This window comes from Arthrobacter globiformis (assembly GCF_030815865.1).
Classification (GTDB): Bacteria; Actinomycetota; Actinomycetes; order Actinomycetales; family Micrococcaceae; genus Arthrobacter; species Arthrobacter globiformis_B.
In genome coordinates this window covers 2477994-2496284 of sequence record NZ_JAUSXI010000001.1, presented here as the reverse complement: position 1 = coordinate 2496284, position 18291 = coordinate 2477994, and the positions used below count along the sequence as shown (strand labels likewise).

At 61.5% G+C, this 18291-nt stretch carries 12 protein-coding genes and 1 pseudogene; 9 read left to right on the top strand and 4 right to left on the bottom strand.

Translation table 11 applies throughout. The features are described from left to right. Positions 1-182 precede the first annotated feature (182 nt). The 9 genes and pseudogenes from QFZ33_RS11360 (at position 183) to QFZ33_RS11320 (ending at position 12105) form a co-directional block, all read left to right on the top strand. The gene (locus tag QFZ33_RS11360; protein WP_307027507.1) at positions 183-1043 is read left to right on the top strand and encodes an IclR family transcriptional regulator; all 861 of its coding nucleotides are present in this window, start codon (positions 183-185) and stop codon (positions 1041-1043) included. A 115-nt stretch (positions 1044-1158) separates the two neighbouring features. Next, entirely contained in the window at positions 1159-2937 is a 1779-nt protein-coding gene (locus QFZ33_RS11355) for an FAD-dependent monooxygenase (RefSeq protein ID WP_307027505.1), read from the top strand. Beyond that, entirely contained in the window at positions 2934-4517 is a 1584-nt protein-coding gene (locus QFZ33_RS11350; protein ID WP_307027503.1) for an FAD-binding oxidoreductase, read from the top strand. The genes QFZ33_RS11355 and QFZ33_RS11350 overlap by 4 nt, the downstream gene beginning before the upstream one ends. Continuing rightward, positions 4514-5545: an amidohydrolase family protein gene (locus QFZ33_RS11345; protein ID WP_307027501.1), complete on the top strand. Its 1032-nt coding sequence runs from the start codon at positions 4514-4516 to the stop codon at positions 5543-5545. Before QFZ33_RS11350 ends, QFZ33_RS11345 begins: the two co-directional genes overlap by 4 nt. Before the next feature lie 22 nt (positions 5546-5567). Next, a complete protein-coding gene (locus QFZ33_RS11340) occupies positions 5568-6479 on the top strand; it encodes an ABC transporter substrate-binding protein (RefSeq protein WP_307027499.1) in 912 nt (303 codons plus the stop codon). Positions 6480-6494: 15 nt separating this feature from the next. After that, positions 6495-7160, top strand: coding sequence for a 4-carboxy-4-hydroxy-2-oxoadipate aldolase/oxaloacetate decarboxylase (locus QFZ33_RS11335; protein ID WP_307027497.1), 666 nt, complete (start codon positions 6495-6497; stop codon positions 7158-7160). 324 nt (positions 7161-7484) lie between these two features. After that, a pseudogene (locus tag QFZ33_RS11330) lies at positions 7485-9144 on the top strand (thiamine pyrophosphate-dependent enzyme). 86 nt (positions 9145-9230) lie between these two features. Beyond that, complete coding sequence (locus QFZ33_RS11325) at positions 9231-10718, top strand: NAD-dependent succinate-semialdehyde dehydrogenase (protein WP_307027495.1); 1488 nt, start codon at positions 9231-9233, stop codon at positions 10716-10718. Positions 10719-11907: 1189 nt separating this feature from the next. Further along, the gene (locus QFZ33_RS11320; RefSeq protein WP_307027492.1) at positions 11908-12105 is read left to right on the top strand and encodes a hypothetical protein; all 198 of its coding nucleotides are present in this window, start codon (positions 11908-11910) and stop codon (positions 12103-12105) included. 747 nt (positions 12106-12852) lie between these two features. On the opposite strand, the gene QFZ33_RS11315 is transcribed toward QFZ33_RS11320, so the two are convergent. The 4 genes from QFZ33_RS11315 to QFZ33_RS11300 form a co-directional block, all read right to left on the bottom strand. Next, the gene (locus tag QFZ33_RS11315) at positions 12853-14034 is read right to left on the bottom strand and encodes a hypothetical protein (RefSeq protein ID WP_307027490.1); all 1182 of its coding nucleotides are present in this window, start codon (positions 14032-14034) and stop codon (positions 12853-12855) included. Positions 14035-14263: 229 nt separating this feature from the next. Continuing rightward, positions 14264-14866, bottom strand: coding sequence for a hypothetical protein (locus QFZ33_RS11310; RefSeq protein WP_307027488.1), 603 nt, complete (start codon positions 14864-14866; stop codon positions 14264-14266). A gap of 1606 nt (positions 14867-16472) precedes the next feature. Further along, positions 16473-16859, bottom strand: a complete 387-nt coding sequence (locus tag QFZ33_RS11305; protein ID WP_307027486.1) for a hypothetical protein — start codon at positions 16857-16859, stop codon at positions 16473-16475. A gap of 133 nt (positions 16860-16992) precedes the next feature. Next, a complete protein-coding gene (locus QFZ33_RS11300; protein ID WP_307027484.1) occupies positions 16993-17862 on the bottom strand; it encodes a hypothetical protein in 870 nt (289 codons plus the stop codon). Positions 17863-18291 lie beyond the last annotated feature (429 nt).

Sequence of the window (18291 nt, the reverse complement as noted above, 5' to 3'; positions counted from 1 at the left end):
AGTGGCGCGAAGGCGCTGCCACGAGGCTGCGTTTTCCATAGCTGATCTCCCTTGATCCAGTTGCAAAACATCCATTGCTATCACTGAAATTTCCTGCTACGGTTCAACCAGTGAATCTCTTGGATCCACTGAATGAACCCTGTGAGGAGCATAACATCAGCGTCGATGAAAGGGGAAGAGCCATGACGGACATTGCAAACACCCTCACGGCAAGCAATGCCGGCTATGAACCTGCAGGCCCGCAGTCTGAGGGGGCCGCGCCGCTGGGTACACTCGAGCGCGGACTGTATCTGCTGGGGCTCTTCACAACAGAGCGGCCAAGTTGGACACTTCGGGAACTGCGGGAAGAATCGCAGTTGGCGAAGGCGACAGTGCGGCGTCTTATGCTTACGCTGGAGCGGCTGGGCTGGGTTGAGCAGGATGCCGCTGGCAACCTCACTCTGGGCCCCCGAATGCTTCAAAGCCTGTTCGCGAAGACATCGGCAAGCGTGCTGGTCAGTGAAGCCAGGCCATACCTGGAACAGCTCGCTCAGGCTACTACCGAGTCCGCACTTCTTTCGGTATGGGGCCACGAGGGAGCCCTGTCACTGGACCTCGTCACGACGCAGAGGCACTTCCAACCATTCACCTCAGCCGGAATGGTGGTCCGCGGGCTCATGACCGCCGACGCGCAGGTCCTCGTGGCGTTCGCGCCAGAGGTAGTTTGGGACGCACGATATGCATCTCTGTCCCATGCCACGCCCCACGGTCTCGACGTGAATTCCATGCGAAAGAAGTGGCGCGCGGTTCGGGACGCCGGTATCGCATTCGATAACGAGGAATGGAAGCCCGGGGTCTGCGCAGTGGCGGCGCCGGTCCTCGCCGCCGACGGATTCGTGCTCGCCTCCATTTCCCTGGTCATTCCCAGCGAACGTGGAGGCCAGCAAGAACTGGAACGCCATGCCGGCGCTGTGCGCGAGGCGGCAGCGGCGCTCTCACGAGTCCACATTGAACGCAGCCACTCACTGACTACAGCCCAGGACCCAGGTGAATCACTGGCCTGAGTATTACCTCCGCTGAGGACCCACCGATGGATGTCGCCCTGAACCCGCACGGGCCACAACACTCGGGGCCGTCCTCTGCCCAATGCCGATGAATGATTTCCAATGAAGGATGCACATGACACTCGCTAATGCGCCGTTTGATTCGGATGTGCTGGTCGTCGGCACAGGCCCTATGGGCGCCACCACCGCCCTTGCACTCGCAACCTACGGCATACGTACACTGGCCATCAGCCGCGAAAACTGGCTCGCGCATACACCGCGAGCCCACATCACCAACCTCCGTGCAATGGAAGTGTTGCGTAGCCTGGGCCTCGAGGAAGAGGTGAAGCGGCAAGCCACCCCTTGGGAGCTCATGGGCGAGACAAAGTTCACGACCAGTCTCGCCGGGAGGGAGATCGCCCGCCTCAGCAGCTACGGAACAGGCGACGAACGCTCTGGAGACTACCGCCGCTCCAGTCCCTGCACCATGGTCGACATTCCGCAATCAGAGCTGGAACCGATCATCCTCAACGGCGCGGCAAAGCGTCGCGCTTCCTTCGAATTCAACACGTTGTACCGCTCAAGCGTGCAGGACGAGGACGGGGTCACGGTCACGCTCGAACATCGACCGAGCGGGCGGGTTTACGAACACCGCACCCGGTACCTGGTTGGCGCGGACGGGGCACGATCCCAAGTCGCTGAAGATGCCGGATTGCCCATCGAGGGTGTCCTGGCCCGAGCCGGAACGGTTTACGCGCAGTTTAACGGTGACCTTTCCAAATACGTCGCGCACCGGCCGGCCATCATGACGTGGATCGTGAACCAGGACGCAGCCGTAGGTGAGATCGGGCTCGGGCTATTGCGTGCCGTGCGCCCGTGGGATCGTTGGATCGCCGGCTGGGGATTTGATATCTCCCAGGGGGACCCTGATCTTAGCTTCAAAACCGCAAGGACACGGATTAAAGCCTACATCGGCGACCCGGACTTCGAACCGGAAATCACCTCGGTCAGTCCTTGGTACGTGAACGAAGCCTACGCACCCTACTACTCCAACAAACGCATTTTTTGCGGCGGAGACGCTACTCACCGCCATCCCCCGTCAAATGGTCTTGGATCCAACACGTGCATTCAGGACGCATTCAATCTTGCGTGGAAGCTCGCTTACGTTATCAACGGCGATGCGGCGCCGTCACTGCTGGATTCCTACACCCAGGAGAGGGCACCAATCGGCCGGCAGATCGTCGAGCGCGCCAACCAGTCGCGTCGGGAGTTCGCACCACTGAAGGAAGTCCTCGCGGCTGATCGTCTCGGCGGGCCGGCAGGACTGGAAAAGCTGACAGCTCCCACAAAAGAGGGTGCCGCCTCGCGGGCGAAACTCGCGCGGGCTCTTGAACTTAGGAACTACGAGTTCAACGCCCAAGGTGTCGAGATGAATCACCGCTACGAGTCCGCAGCTGTGCTCCCCGACACCGATCAGCCCGAGGTGTGGCCTCAGGATAAGGAGCTTTACGCGCAGGCTTCGACGCGTCCAGGCGCGAAAATCCCCCATGCCTGGCTCGTCGACGCATCCGGACACCGCATCTCAACGCTCGATCTGGTCGGGGATGGTTGTTTCACGATCTTGACCGGACTTTCGGGTAGCGCCTGGGTAGACGCGGTCGCGGAGATCGGGCACCCACGCGTACGCGTCAGGGTGATCGGTGAACCCGACGCCCAGGACCTCTACCAAAGCTGGCAGAAGATCCGTGAGATTGACGAGGACGGAGCGCTGCTGGTGCGGCCAGACGGCGTCGTCGCGTGGCGCTCCATGCACTCAGCCGGACAAAGGGCCGAACAGATGCTCTCCGCGGCCTTAACGGGCATCCTCGGAGTGCGCCTGCCCTCCACCGCAAGCCCCATGGTCAGCGTCCCATGAGTGAAGTTGCAGCGCTGCCTACAATTTCCGAGGCCATGGCGCAGGAGCTGGTCGTGCTCCTGGGAACCGATGCGGTACATATCGAGCGCTCCCGCATCGATGAGTTCAAGGACGATTACTGGCCCACCGGCGACGAAACGTATGCCGCATCGGCCGTCGTGCAGCCAACCACCACCGAGCAGGTCCAAGGGATCCTGGACATTGCACGGCGATATGGCATTCCCGTCTGGCCCCACAGCCAAGGGCGCAATCTGGGCCACGGAGGTGCATCCCCGAAAGTACGCGGATCAATCCAGCTCGGCTTCCAACGCATGAACCGGATCCTCGAAATCAACGAGGAGCTCGCCTACGCCGTCGTGGAGCCGGGAGTGACATGGTTCGATCTTCACCAAGCCGTGCGCGAGAAGGGCTACGACCTTTCAACCCCGTGCCCGGACCTTGGCTGGGGTTCGATCGTGGGAAACACCATGGACGGCGGCCACACTTACCAGCGATACGGTCCGGACTACATGCTGCCCGCGGGCCTTGAGGTCGTCATGCCGACCGGCGATATCCTGCGCACAGGTCAAGGCGCGATCCCGTCGAGCCCTTCCTGGCACCTCTATAAGCGAAGCCTGGGCCCGAACCTCGAACCCTTGTTCGTTCAGTCGAATTTCGGCATCGTCACCAAGATGGGCATATGGCTCACGCGCCGTCCTGCCTCATTCGCCCCCCTGGTGCTTGCGGTCGACGATGAGGCGGACTTTGAAGCGGCGGTTGATACACTCCGTGAGCTCCGTCTTGCAGGTCATCTGGAAGGCATGCCGGCAGTGTATTCCACCCTCAGGGCCTGCCACATGCTGCGCGACGCCCCGGTTGCAGCGCAGACCAGCCCTTTCACCGACACTGAGCTGCGCGACATTGGCAACCGTGCAGGCGTCGGCGCCTGGGCGGTACGAGCGGCCATATGGGGCGAACCAGAAATCGTTGAGGCCAAACTGCGCCGAATCCGAAACGCCTGGGAAACAATCCCCAGTGGCCGCGTCGAAGCTCGACGCACCTACTCCCCCGACGAGTACGACCAACTTGAATACTCCGCAGAGCAGATCATGGCCGGCGAACCAACGCTTAAGGCAATCCAAAACACTCCCCCCAACATCGCACACGTAGATGTCTCACCCGTCGTGCCCCTGCAGGGCACCACGATGCGAAACGTCATCGAACTGATACGTCGGGAGTTCGCGGCGGCTGGCCGCGACTTCGGCGCCGGGATCATGGTGACCGGGGAACGATCGGCAGTGGTGATCGCAGGCATCCGCTACGACAAGACGGACGAAGGCTCCACCCGCTCAGCGTTCGCGCTGGCCCGTAGCCTCATCATCGAACTCGGAAAACTGGGTTTCGGCGACAGCCGCCCCCACCTGGAATTCATGGATCTGGCCGCCGCCGAATACAGCTTCAACGACAACGCCTACCGGCGCGTGGCCACCCACATCAAAGACGCACTCGACCCGGACGGCATCCTGTCCCCCGGCCGGCATGGCATCTGGCCAACAACCACCTGCCCCGCCGGAGCGCATTCCTCCAAGGACCCCCGATGACACAAACCCTCACCATCGACTGCCACGGCCACTTCACTACCGAACCGGCCGACTTCCATGCCCACCGTGCCGCGCAGATCGCCCACGCCCAAGGTCGAGGAGATGTCCCCGACCCATATGCCGGGATACCCGACGAAGAACTGTGCGAGATCATCACGGCAAACCAGCTGCGGCTACAGCGCGAACGCGGTTCAGATGTCACCATCCTTTCCCCCCGGGCATCAGGGATGGGCCACCACGTCCCCGGACAGCACACCGCGAACGAATGGGCGCGGCTGTCCAACGACACGATCGCAAGGATCTGCGAGCTCTTCCCCCAGAACTTCGCGGGCGTCTGCCAGCTCCCCCAAACCATCGAAGGCGAACTGGGCCCGATGATCGAAGAACTGGAACGGTGCGTTGAAGCCGGCTTCGTGGGATGCAACCTCAACCCCGACCCCTCCGGCGGACAATGGTCCGCCCCGCCGCTGCCCGATCCCTGGTGGGACCCGCTCTGGGACGCGCTGGAACGACTCGACGTACCTGCGATGATCCACGTCTCAGCATCATGCTCACCGGCGCTGCACACCACCGGCGCCCACTACCTCGCTGCCGACACCGCGGTGTTCATGCAGCTCCTGGCGGGAGACCTCTTCGAGCGTCACCCAGACCTGCGCCTGATTATTCCCCACGGCGGAGGCGCCGTCCCGTATCACTGGGGCCGTTACCGGGGCTTGGCCATGATGCTCGACAAGCCGCCCCTGGCCGAGCACCTGATGCGCAACGTCTTCTTCGACACGTGCGTCTACCACCAGGAGGGAGTTAACGCCCTGTTCTCCGTCATTGACCCTTCAAACATCTTGTTCGGCTCCGAATTGCTCGGAGCCGTCAAAGCCGACGACCCGGAGACAGGCCACCCCTTCGACGACACCAAGCGGTACATAGAGGCCCTACAGCTTGACCAGAAGGACCGACATGCCGTCCTCGGGGGAAATGCCCGCCGGGTCTACCCCCGCCTCGACGCGCGACTCGCCGCCCAGGGGCGGTAAACCAATGAACACGGAGGAAAAGATGAGCAACAAAGCAAGAAACGTACGCTTTTCAGGTGCCGCGCAAGGATTCAACTGGCTTCCGGTATTCGTCGCAGATGAACAGGGTATCTTCGCCCGGCACGGAATCAGCATCGATTATCAGAAGTTGGGCTCCGTCGATAAAGCGACGACAGCTGTGCGTGAAGGCACAACGGACCTGGCGATCACCCCGCCAGAAGGTGCAGTTGCCGATTTCGTATCCGGGGGTACCCTACGCATCGTCGGCTCCAACTCCGAACGACTTCCCATGTCACTCGTCGCGCGCCCAGGCATCACCACACTTGAGCAGTTGCGCGGCAAGCGGATCGGGACTTCATCGCTCACCGAAGGCACCGCGATCTATACCCAACTTATGCTTCGAGAAGCCGGGCTAAGCTATCCCGACGACTACAGCTTCGTCCTCGCCGGCGTGCACACCACCCGTTGGACTGCCCTGCAGGATAACGAAATCGACGCCGCACCCCAGCCGGCGCCCTGGAACTTCCTTGCCGAACGGTCCGGCTACAACCTGCTCGGGGAAGTTGCAGATGTCATCCCGGAGATCATATTCGCCGCCATCATCGGCAATGAACAGTGGCTGGATGAAAACAGGGACACGGTGCAGGATCTTGTGGCGGCCCTCTCCGAAGCGCACGACTTCGTCAATGACCCGGCAAACGACGCCGTAACGCTGCCCATCTACCAGCGACTCACGACGCCGGACGACCCCGAGCTGGCTGCCCGGGGGCTCGCATACACGCGTGACCTCGGCATGTGGCCCGCCGGGCTGCGAGTGTCACCCGAGGCACTGGCCGCCACGATCGACGTCATGATCAGCTCCGCACTCCTCGAGGAGTCGGACCGGACCACCGCCGGCGGCGTAGTCGACAGCAACTTCACCGTGGGGGCGTGACCCATGGCACGCGTCATGAACAACACCGTACGCACCCCGGCCCTAACAGCATCGGCATTTGCAGAGCTCGGCGTAGCAACAACACACGAAGCGCAAGGCCGCGCGGGATTACTCCACCCGCGTCTGCAACCTCGCCAGTCGGGCGTCGCCATCGCCGGCACCGCTGTCACTTGCGAAGTCCCCCCGGGTGATAACTGGATGATTCACGTCGCGCTCGAACAAGCGCAGCCAGGTGACATCCTCGTCGTCACACCCACGTCACCGTGCGACGACGGGTACTTTGGAGATCTGCTTGCGACTTCCGCCATGGCACGCGGCGTCAGAGGCCTCGTGATCGATGCAGGTGTGCGGGACCTGGCCATCCTCCGGCGCATGGGGTTCCCCGTATGGAGTAAATCGGTCAGCGCACAAGGCTGTGTCAAGGAAACCCTCGCCGACGTTCAAGTTCCCATCGTGTGCGGCGGCCGGATGATCTCCCCCGGCGACGTCATTGTTGCCGATGATGACGGTGTCTGCGTAGTCCGGCGCGAGGACGCGCCCGGCGTGCTTGCCGCGGCCAAGCGTCGGGAAGCCGCCGAGGAGGAGAAACGGGCACTGTACGCCCAAGGCAACCTAAGTCTTGATCTTCTAGATGGCATGCGTGCGCGTTTGGAGGCCAAGGGGCTGCAGTACCTGTCCTAGAGCCCGCGTGAGCCTGCCCTAGCTCTATTGGGACGCACGATTCCGCGGCCCGGCGGACATGAGCAGTGAGCAGCCCTTCGCTGTCCTCATGTCCGCCGGGCCGCACCGGCACCGCTACCCGGCAGACCGGTGGTCTACAAACGAGCAGCCAAGGCCGGACGCAATGTGTTTTTCGTGGACGTCACGATCCCCCCGTCCCGACCCACTAGTCGTATGGATTGCAGAGCGAGAGATAAGAAACATGACATCACAGATAGAAACCGAGACCGGGCCGGTTGGGTCCTCATCTGCGGAACAGGCCATACTCGCCCAACAGCAACGGGCTTGGAAGGAACAGTGACTGCAGCCCGCGCGGCAAAATCCGCCGGGCACGTCATCGTTGACACGCTCGTCGCCCACGGGATCAAGCGCGCCCACGTTGTCCCTGGTGAGAGTTTTTTGGATGTCCTCGACGGACTCCATGACTCCCCCATCGAAACCATTGTCTGCCGCCATGAGGGCGGTGCTACCTACATGGCCGAAGCAGACGGCAAAATGAACCAACTCCCCGGAATCGCGATGGTCACGCGCGGTCCCGGTGCGGCGAACGCCCACGTCGGTCTGCACACCGCGTGGCAGGACTCCACCCCCATGGTGCTCTTCGTCGGACTCATCCCCTTCGACGCACCGAGACCGGGAAGCATTCCAGGAATTCGACATCAAGGCCTGGTTCGACACCGGCGCCAAGCGCGTCATGGTCCTGGACCACGCCGAGCGTGCCTCAGAAATCGTCGCCGAAGCCCTGTTCGCGGCCATGAACGGCCGGCCCGGCCCCGTCGTCATCGGCCTGCCCGAGGACGTCATCCGGCAACAGATCCCCGCCGAACTACACCCACCAATCCCCGTAGCCACCGGCGGCATGACCACGGTGGAATCCGATGCCCTGGCCGCAGCCCTGGCCAGCTCCAGCAAGCCGCTCTTCGTCACCGGCGGCAACGACTGGACCCAGGAAGGCGCTGACCAGTTCACCGCGTGGCTGGAAAAGCACCACATCCCGGCAGCCGCCGAATGGCGGACCCAGGGCACCGTGCCCTTCGACTCCCCGTCATACGTCGGGCCCATCGGCTACGGGCGTCCCCGTCCGACCTATGACCTGCTCGAAGAGACGGACCTGCTGATCTTTGTCGGCACCGTCCCGGGAAATGTCATCACCGACGGGTTCCTGTGCCGCCAGGACTGGTCCAAGAAAAACTTCCTCGTCACCATCGACCCGTCCCTCCGCGGCCGGTCAGGGCCGGTCTCTTACCAGATCGTCGCCAAGCCCGACGTGTTCATCCGCGACCTGGCCAAGATCGACCTCCCGGTCAAGGACGAATGGAAAGCCTGGACAGCACGGATGCGCGGCGAACAGGAAGCCTTCGCCGCTCTCCCCGCGGCGGCGCCGACGAACGGTCCTGCCCGGATGGATACCCTGATGGCGAACCTCGTCCCTACCCTCCCCGCGGATGCCATGATCACCCTCGGCGCAGGGGAACACACCAACTGGGCGCACCGCTACTTCCCCACCCAGCGCTACGCGGCCATGATCAGCGCCCGCAACGGCTCAATGGGCTACTCCGTCCCCTCCGCCATCGCAGCGTCCCTCGAATACCCCGGCCGGCGCATCGTCACCATCGCAGGTGACGGCGAATTCCTCATGAACGGCCAGGAGCTCGCCACCGCAGCGCAGTACGGTGCCACTCCCCTGGTCATCGTGATGGACAACCAGGAATACGGCACCATCCGCACCCACCAGGAACGCCACTACCCCGAACGGGTCTCCGGCACACAACTGAAAAACCCGGAATTCGCGCTCATGGCCCAGGCCTTCGGCGGCTTCGGCATCAAAGTCGATCAGGACGCCGATGTCCCCGCGGCCGTCGAAGCAGCGCTCAAAGCCATCGATGAAGACCACGTCTTCGCACTCATCCACCTCGTCGTCGAACAACGCGTAAAGGCCTACTAACCCACCCGCGGCACGCATTCTCCCCGCCGCACAAGACCACAACCTCTGCACCCGCGCACGGCAACTGCTCAACGAACGGAAAACCCATGACTGTTTCTATCCCCGCACTTACCGAACTCGAACTGCTGGATTCTGTCCCCAAGGGCCTCCTGATCGGCGGCCAATGGCGAAACGCGTCCGACGGCGGCACCTTCGACGTCCACGATCCCGCCACAGGTGAGGTGCTCGCAACCCTCGCCTCGGCCACCAGTGACGACGCAGTTGCCGCTTTGGACGCCGCCGACGCCGCCCAGGCGTCCTGGGCGCGGACCGCGCCCAGGGCGCGGGCGGAGATCCTGCGCCGGGCCTTTGACCTGGTCACCGAACGGGCAGAGGACTTCGCGCTGCTGATGACGCTGGAGATGGGCAAGCCCCTGGCCGAGTCCCGCGGTGAGGTCACCTACGGGGCCGAGTTCCTGCGCTGGTTCTCCGAAGAAACCGTCCGGGACTACGGCCGCTACCTCACCAGCCCGGAGGGCAAGAACAAGATCCTGGTCCAGCACAAGCCCGTCGGGCCGTGCCTGCTGATCACCCCCTGGAACTTCCCGCTGGCGATGGCCACCCGGAAAGTCGCCCCCGCCGTCGCCGCAGGGTGCACCATGGTCCTCAAACCCGCCAAGCTCACCCCGCTCACCGCCCAGTACTTCGCGCAGACCATGCTCGACGCCGGCCTGCCCGCCGGCGTCCTCAACGTCGTCGCGTCCTCATCCGCCTCAGGAATTTCCGGACCGCTGCTCAAGGACTCCCGGCTGCGGAAGGTCTCCTTCACCGGCTCCACCCCCGTCGGCAAACGCCTGATGGCCGACGCCGCCGGCAACGTCCTGCGCACCTCCATGGAACTCGGCGGGAACGCCCCGTTCATCGTGTTCGAGGACGCCGACCTGGACAACGCCGTCGAAGGTGCCATGGCCGCCAAAATGCGAAACATGGGCGAAGCCTGCACCGCCGCCAACCGGTTCCTCGTCCAGGAATCCGTCGCCGCCGAGTTCACTGCCAAGTTCGCCGCTGCGATGGGTACCCTGGCCACCGGCCGCGGCACCGCACCCGCCACCCAGGTCGGACCCCTGATCGACGCCGGCGCCCGCGACGACGTCCACGCCCTCGTCAGTGCCGCCGTCGACGCCGGAGCCACCGCCATCACCGGCGGCGCACCCGTGGACGGGCCCGGCTACTTCTACCAGCCCACAGTCCTGGGCAACGTCCCCAACGACGCCGAAATCCTCCGCCAGGAAATCTTCGGCCCGGTCGCCCCCGTCACCACCTTCACCACCGAGGACGACGCCATCCGCCTGGCCAACGCCAGCGAATACGGTCTCGCCTCCTACCTCTACAGCCGCGACTTCAACCGGCTCCTGCGCGTGGCCGAACAAATCGACTTCGGCATGGTCGGCTTCAACGCAGGCATCATCTCCAACGCCGCAGCACCCTTCGGCGGCGTCAAACAATCCGGACTCGGCCGCGAAGGCGGCACCGAAGGCATCACCGAATACACCACCACCCAATACATCGGCATCAACGACCCCCACACGGGCTAGACCCCGCCGTCGACGATCGATTCTCAAGGGTTTCGTCGGTTCAAATGCCCAGGGGGAGGCCGAACCCCTCAATAAATCAGTGATCACCTAAAACACTCAAAACGTTTGCCCCCCTCGGAGCCCAAGAAGCATGCGCCTAAGTTGCCCGGTTCGAAATATCAGATGGAGGAAAAATGGCCCGTGGCCGTCCACTGCTACTTGCATAACGTAAAACGGAGAGTCGTCATCAGACGGCATTGTTGGCCCCAGGAGAACAGGTTCTCCTGGTCGAAAATGACGCGCCTGAACTATCCGGTCGAGTTGATGCCGTGACCGAAGACGGTCTGGTCCTTTGGCTGTACCTCAACAATGGTGCGGGACGGAGACTATTTACTCGCACGGACGCCGTATTAGTGTGGCGTGTTTCTGAAATCAGATAGCACGCGGCGCGAGGCGTTGTGGCGTATTCCGTACTCTCCAAACGCCAGCAGAGTCTCATCGACTTCGCGGACCTGAGGCTAGGCCAGGAGATCGGCGACGAACTGCATTTGTCGGAGCAAATGGGCCCTGGGACGGGTTCAGCGTCGACGGCACCTGCCTCCGATGGCCTCTGTGCAAATTAAGCACACCCCAGCCTGACGTCGGTCAGGGAGCCGCCGGGCTGTCGAGGTAAGGCCCGCTTCCTTCGTCTCTGACGGCGGCTTTCGAAACACCTGGATCGCCACATGACAGGGACACCCCCGCGCATCGCACCAGAGACGTCGAAACTGGTTGGGCAAGAGCCTGCACGCCTGCGGAAGGGGCTTTGCGGAGGTCTGCAGACAAGTCGCCGAAGAAGACAGAGCCGCACCACAGCCTGACCTGTGGGCTCTTCTCCACTAAGGGTGGTTCGGCGGCTCATCATTCCCTCATGCAGTCATCCAACAGGCCGGCAATGAACAGACATGAGAGACCAGCCAGGCAGCAGTACCTTGCTTCGGGGACACCGCGGCAAAAAATCCACAGCGTCACGTCGTCGACTCCTAGGGCAACGATGAACACCTATCAACAGAAAAACCCTCGATCCCAGGAAGAAGGGCGGTGAGCATCATGGGCTACAACGCAGGGCAACGCCTCGCCGTCGGGCAGTATCGGACAGGCTGTCAGCGCCCGGCGACACCGATTCCCTACCGGTCGAGCGCAAGTCACGTCGCCATCCTCAGGACCCACCATGAAGAAGAACAACAGCCACCCAAAACCGAGCAGGAGGAACCTCGTGAACACGCAGCGATGCGATAGAGAAACCCGCATCAAATTCTTCCCAGGTCATGTTGCCCAGGCCACGGACGTCCATGAACAAGTAACGAAGGACGCACCGTCGATCCAGGAAGGCAAGGAGGCATCCGGCCACACCACCGGCCACCACTGAAAAAGGCCCCCGAAGGGGCCTACAAGTGAACAAAATGTGCACGGTCAGAGGCTAATAAGCCCCTGACCAGGGAAAACACGTGCCCGAGGTGGGACTCGAACCGCATTCCAGCCCTTGCAAACACTGGGCGCTCCAGAAAATATAGGCAATCCGAGCGAGTCCTCCCGATGTAATAGCCAGTCGGAAGCCAAAAGTGTGGACAATGTCCACACCCACTTTTCACCAGTCCAGAGCATGTCTAAGGCGGTCCCTAAGCCGGGGCGCCGCAGCCATGTATTTCGCCACCAGGAGCCTTCCGAAACGAAATTCCGGCCAGCCGCAACGTTGGGCGCCCACTGCTAAAGCCGACAGAAGTTTGGATATCGGCATTCTGAAATGACCCAGAAGTGGCGAAAGCAAAGAGTTCGGTCGGCTCTGCGATACGTTCCGCCTCCTGGGGGTTTGACAGGGAATGGCGCCAGGAAAGCATGCCCGTCGGGCTCAAACTTAGGAAGCCTGTCAGTAAGTACTGAGAGGCTTCCTGGGAGTGGAAACATCCCAAAGCAAGAATACGGCGGGTCGGCTGGCCCTGATTGCCTAGTGTTTATGTATTGCTCTCCGTTGGTCAGGGCCTTTATGCGGTTCGGGTCTCCCCGGTCTAGGACTGACCACCCCTGGATATCAGGCCTCAGCTCACGGATAGCGGACGTTATGTCAACCGGCGTTGACGGACACTCCTTACTTCGCTCCCTTACCAGTAAGGCAGCGTTACTGGTTAGCTCGAAGAGCATTCCACAGCCGAGTGCGCAGATTTGGAATAAGCGTCTCGCTGGTTCCTAGTACCTTCAACTCGAGGACCCCGATGTGTCCAAGAATGATGGCGTTGTCCAATTCAGCCTGCGCTTCGGCGCCCTTGTGAGACGCCCATAGTGCAAGTACCAGAACCGCGAGGCATCCCGCTGCCAACACTCCCACCGGTCCCCAAGGAACCCCGAACACCCCTGGGGCACCCACAGCTCCCCAGCCGACTGCGAACGCAGCCACTGCTCTTGTCCTGATTTCGAGTTGTTTCACGACTCCCCATCCAATACCGAATGCGGCCGCAGCTCCTGAAGCCAGCCAAAGGATCGCGAGCACAGGGCTTTCTTGCCAGGTCTGGTAGTCGAGCGGAATCTGCAGTGCGGTGACGATGGTGAGAATTAGCAAAGGGACACAGAGCCCAGCACGAAAATCGGATTCGCTTTGTGCCTTATCGAATCGCTCGTAAGCTCCGCTGTCCGCCTGGGCCAGAGCGGCCGCCATAAGAGCTCGTCGCCGGCGGACGCGGAGAAGCACTATATTCGCCAGCATCTCCTCCTCTTTCCTTTCGACTGTTGAAGCTGCACCGCCATCCCGCGTCGTCACCTTGTCGTTCTTGGCTTCCTCGTCTCCCGAGTGATCTTCAAGGGCGTGAACCACTAATCTGCGTCCCCAAAGATGCTTGATTCGCTGCCTGATCCTGCGCGGGAAGAGAAGCATCCAGACGGGGTAGGAGATTCGCATCTTTACGAAACCCGGGACTTCCCGGTTTAACTGTCCGAGCATCTCCCTAACAGACTTCTCTCTCGCTGCCCGCTTGATTTGGGACAAGATGAAGTCCTGCAGCGGTGACCCCTGCGAATCTTCATCATTCTCCTGCTGCCTCCTGTTCCGACTGGCAATAATCCATTGCCCTACAAAGTGGAGGGGGACGATGAGTCCAATTACGTACGCGACGAACGGAAGAACGGCGAGCGTTGCCACAGGCCCAATGTAGTCAACCAGGATTGCTACCCGACCAGCGAGGGTTTCGTCGGTTGGTCGCACCCTCGCTACCTCATCGCCCAGCAGCAACCATCCTGCGAACAGCAACAACATGCCGGCACTCAACGCGCTTTTGACATCCCTCAGGTTAGACAAAAAACCCAGCATGGTGTCCCTTCAGGTGCAGCTCCAGCCTGTCGATGACTGGATCAGAAGACGGAAGGAGTGACCGATGCGAGTCGTCGGTCACTCCTTCTTAGAAACTACTGCATGTCGTCCGTTGTATCGCTCGGACATGCAACCAGTTTGCTGCAGAACGTCCTCAACCCGGGCCGGAGCCCCTTTTCTTAATGCGCTCTGGATCTCATAAGAACTCTTTTAAGCACAACAGCTTCCGCTAGCGAAGCCCTGTCGGTGTCGCTGTAGGGGTGGGTGTACCTCTTCCGGTGCCGGTGATGGCTGCTGCCTTGAGCGATCGCATCATCGCCTGAATCCGTGTGTGCTCATTCGATGAGGTGTAGGCCTTCGCTTCGGTCATCGTTTCGAAGTACCGGTCGGCCGCGAAAATAATCGGACGAACGGGGCTGCTGGTTGACGGAACATCAATGCCCGCACGGGTAGTGAAGTGGAAAGGATCCTCTGCCTGTGTTGTGGAAGGGTTGCCAACTACTCCTACAATGAGCCGAACGTTGCCTGCCCACCTGTTCCCCTTCTGAAGATCCTCCCTTGAAGTAAGGTCCATAGCTTTGGTTTGAACTGCGTATGATTTGTCGCCCAGCATTCCCTGCCCAGGGACTTCGCCGAGGTAGCTAACAGCCATATCGCCGCACACTCCCCGGCACGGTTCAACCTCGAGATATGGCTGAACCACAAGGGAGGCGACTTCGACGCCCGCTTCATTTGAGATCACGAAGGGACCCCCCTCTTGGTTGGGCGGGCCAGTATTTGTCACGGTCCACGTTGCGGGGTAGTCGAAGGAGAAAGCTACATCAAATCCCACGCCGTTGAAGGTTGCGTCAGTAGACGTCGGAACGGGGTCACCTTTTGTGGGCGCCGGCGACTCACTTTTGGTCGGTTCTGCTGATCTTGTCGTGGAACTTTCGGAGGGCTCTGGTGCTGGCCCTGGAGCACAGGCTGTCAGAGTTAAAGTTAGTGCCAAACAGAAGACGATAACCTTCATGGTCGCGAACATCATTCCGCTTCGTTGTACAGTCACAGCGCCTCTTCCGTAAACCGTCGGTTCTAGCCTTTGAATAGCATCTACCTACTCCAGGCTTCTCGGCCTAACCGCCACGCGTGACAGCTAACGTTCGAGTCCTCCGCGTTCCAAAGTCCTCCCCTTGCCCACTTACTTGGCCGTCTTTGAGGTCTTAGAAAGAGACGGTTTTGGAGCTACGGCGGCAGTCGCCGGCGTGCCTTGGTGTTTGTCCGCGAGGAGTCGGAAGCTGACCGCTTCACGGTCGCCCTTGCCCTCGAGGCTTTCCGCCAGCTGCTGACGCCGCTCCGGGGCGTCGTAGCCCGGTTCGTCCTGTGCCTTTTGTCCTGCCTATTGGCGCCCGCCACCGCAGCTCGGCCACCACTTCACCGGTGCGTGCAGCAGAGGCTTTGGTCCGTTCGCTTTCGGCTTCGGTTCGTGCTTGCTGTGCCCGGTTGAGGGCCGCGGAAACGGACGCTTCGTCCACTCCTGTGTTGTTGACGGCGATGCCGTACCGGGCCTGTACCTGACCGCGGATGTGTTCTGATGCTTGGGCCGCTTCGGGGTCGTATGCCTTCCACGCCGTGGCTGTTTGATGGGCTTGTTCGATCATGCCGGGTGTGGGCTTTGTCCCACCAGTTGTCACGTGCGGTGGGTGCGAGCTGGGCGCGCGCTGCTGCGCGTTGGGCCTCGAATCATTCCTGCAGTTGCCGTGCGCGCTGTTCTTCTGCGGCGGCAATGTTGCGTTGTTCTTCTTCTCTCATTCGTGCCAGTTGTTCGCCGCTGCGATCGGAATACAGCCCGGCTGCATCAGCTGCACCTTCCTTGGCGCCTGTTCTTAGGGTGCCGGTGGAAACGTCCGAGAACCGTGATCCCCGGGCCCTCCACCCAGTCCTTCCCCCAATCGGACGTTCATCCGGAGGACTGTGCACCGAATTCCTCGCCCAACCTTGCAGTCTGGGCTGATCCTCATTACTGCCCGGTCGCGGTTACTCTGGACAGCGGCCGGCGGGTCCCGGCTAAAGGCTAGAGGGGCTTGCTGAATGCCAAATAGTGCGATGCCTTATACCGTCATGACCCACGTGGACGGCTCCCAAGACGAGTTACTCGACGTTCCGGACGTAGGGCGGGCCGACGAGCCCAAGAGCGACATCGTCGCGGATCAAGGGAAGGGCTTGGACGTTGCCCCTACCGGACAGATTGGATCGCTGATCCAAGCATCTTCCGGTCTATGCGTTCATCTGAGTACTCCGCGGAGCGGGGACGTTGAAGGCGCCCCAGACGCCAGCAATTAAGCCCGTTGTGCCAACCCTGGGAAAGCTGTCGCAGGCAACAGCGGGGAATTGCACATCCGCACATGGCAGTTGCCCTATTCAGCGCGTGCTGAATGGGGCAACTGCGTGTCTAGCTGCTAACGAAGGGCGTATCCGCAGGTGCCCTTGATGTACCACCACCAGCCTGACACTGCCTTGTAGACCGCGCCGCCGACTGAGGCTGGAAGGGGCCCTCCTCTGGCAATGGCAGCCACGGCGGCGGTGCTGGAGAGGATCGCCCACCCCACGCCGATCGGTACCCCCACTCCGGTGATGCAACCGAGGAATGCCATGGTCTTGTTGAAGACGTAGCCCGTGGGCAGGGCGGTGCGGACGAGGACAGTAGGAGCGGCCTGGGGCGCGGCCACTGAGGAGATGGAGCGTGACTGGGTGGAAGGTGCGGCGGATGCGGCCGTTACCGTTCCCAGGGTCAGGGTAAGGGCGATGGCCAAAGCGGTGCCAATCTTAGCCAGCGTGGTGAGCATTCTGGGCCTCCTGATGGGGGTCGTGTACTCGGTGCGGGTTCACCGGGTACACGACCATTTCAGCAAGCAATAACGCTGCTACCTAGATGCCCGAAGGAGTGCACTTTGTCGTGTGGTCCCACCGATGTCCTCCCTACCAGGAGGTGTTTGGATTGGGCCGGCGCAAGGATGCTTCGGCCAGGGTTTCCAGCGTCATGTTGTCGCCGGTGTCTAGGAAGGCCAGCATGAGGGCAAGCGCTGCCGTGCCAAGCAGGGAGGACTTTTCCTCGTGATTAACGAGTGGTTCCTTCACCCCGGCGAGTAGACGCATTCCCATGCCCTCGGCCGTCGACTGCAGGATGATGTTGAACATTTCGAGGGTGAGCCCTGGTCGAAAGCTCACTCCGTAGTGGTTGAAGACGTTGGAATAGAGGTCGCACCATGCCTGCGAAAGGGTTGCGTACATGGCGGAGAGTGCCGTGGATGCAACAGTGTCCGCTTCAGCAGAGGCCACGGCGAGCAGTTGGAATCTATAAGCCGGAAGGTCCAGCACAAGCATCAAGTCTTCATAAGCCAGTTGGTGAACGGATTTTGAGAAATTCTCCCCTTTGGTTAGAAGTTCCTTGGACCGTCCAGCAAGAGCGATGTGAAGGCTCCAGTGCCTTGCTCTGAGGGCATAGGAGATGAAGTCGGCGAGGAAGTGCTGCTGGGATGCCCAGCGGTCGCGGAATTTGCCTCCTGTTGGGACAAGGTGCCCGTGGTCTTGCTGGGTCTTGGCTAGGACCTTTGGCCGCGACAGGTACGACATGGTCGGCCGCACCCCCTCGTCGTTGTTCGAGGGTGCTCTTACGAAAAGGTCTTCGGTCAGTTTCAGGGCAGCGTCGAGGAATGCCCGGGTGAGGTCGTCGTTGGCGAGTTTTTTTCTACTGGCGACACGGACCCTCCTGAGGTTGGTGATGACGTCGGAGAGGTCCAGGTCGGGGTTGGGGAAGGGGGATCCGGCGTGGGGGTTCGGCAAAGACATCGTGGTTTCCTCCCAGACGTTCCGTGGCTGACGGTGAATTAAAGCTAGACCAGGTACTAGTAGTCATTTGATTGCTACGGCAGTTGCTTTCCAGATGACCTTCTTTTACCCTCGGATACGGCGCCCTATGGTCTAGAGACTGCGCCCGTTCTTGCCTCGGTCCGCGCCGCCCACTGCCGTTCCTGCGCGGGACTTTCGGGCTTTGGCTACGCCTTTGCCCGTGGTGACGGCTGCTACGGGTGTCAGCCGTCGCTGAGGGCAGCGGCGAGGCGGCCACAAATTTGGTTCTCGGTGCCACCGCTGTCTTTCAGGGACTCAGCGAACTTCTCGTGGTGTGTCGCTGATCCGTAGCCAGCGGCCGACACGGTTGCTTCTGCAGGGAAACTACGGTCGCGGCTTAGTCGGGCACGGCGTCGTACTCTCGGAGCC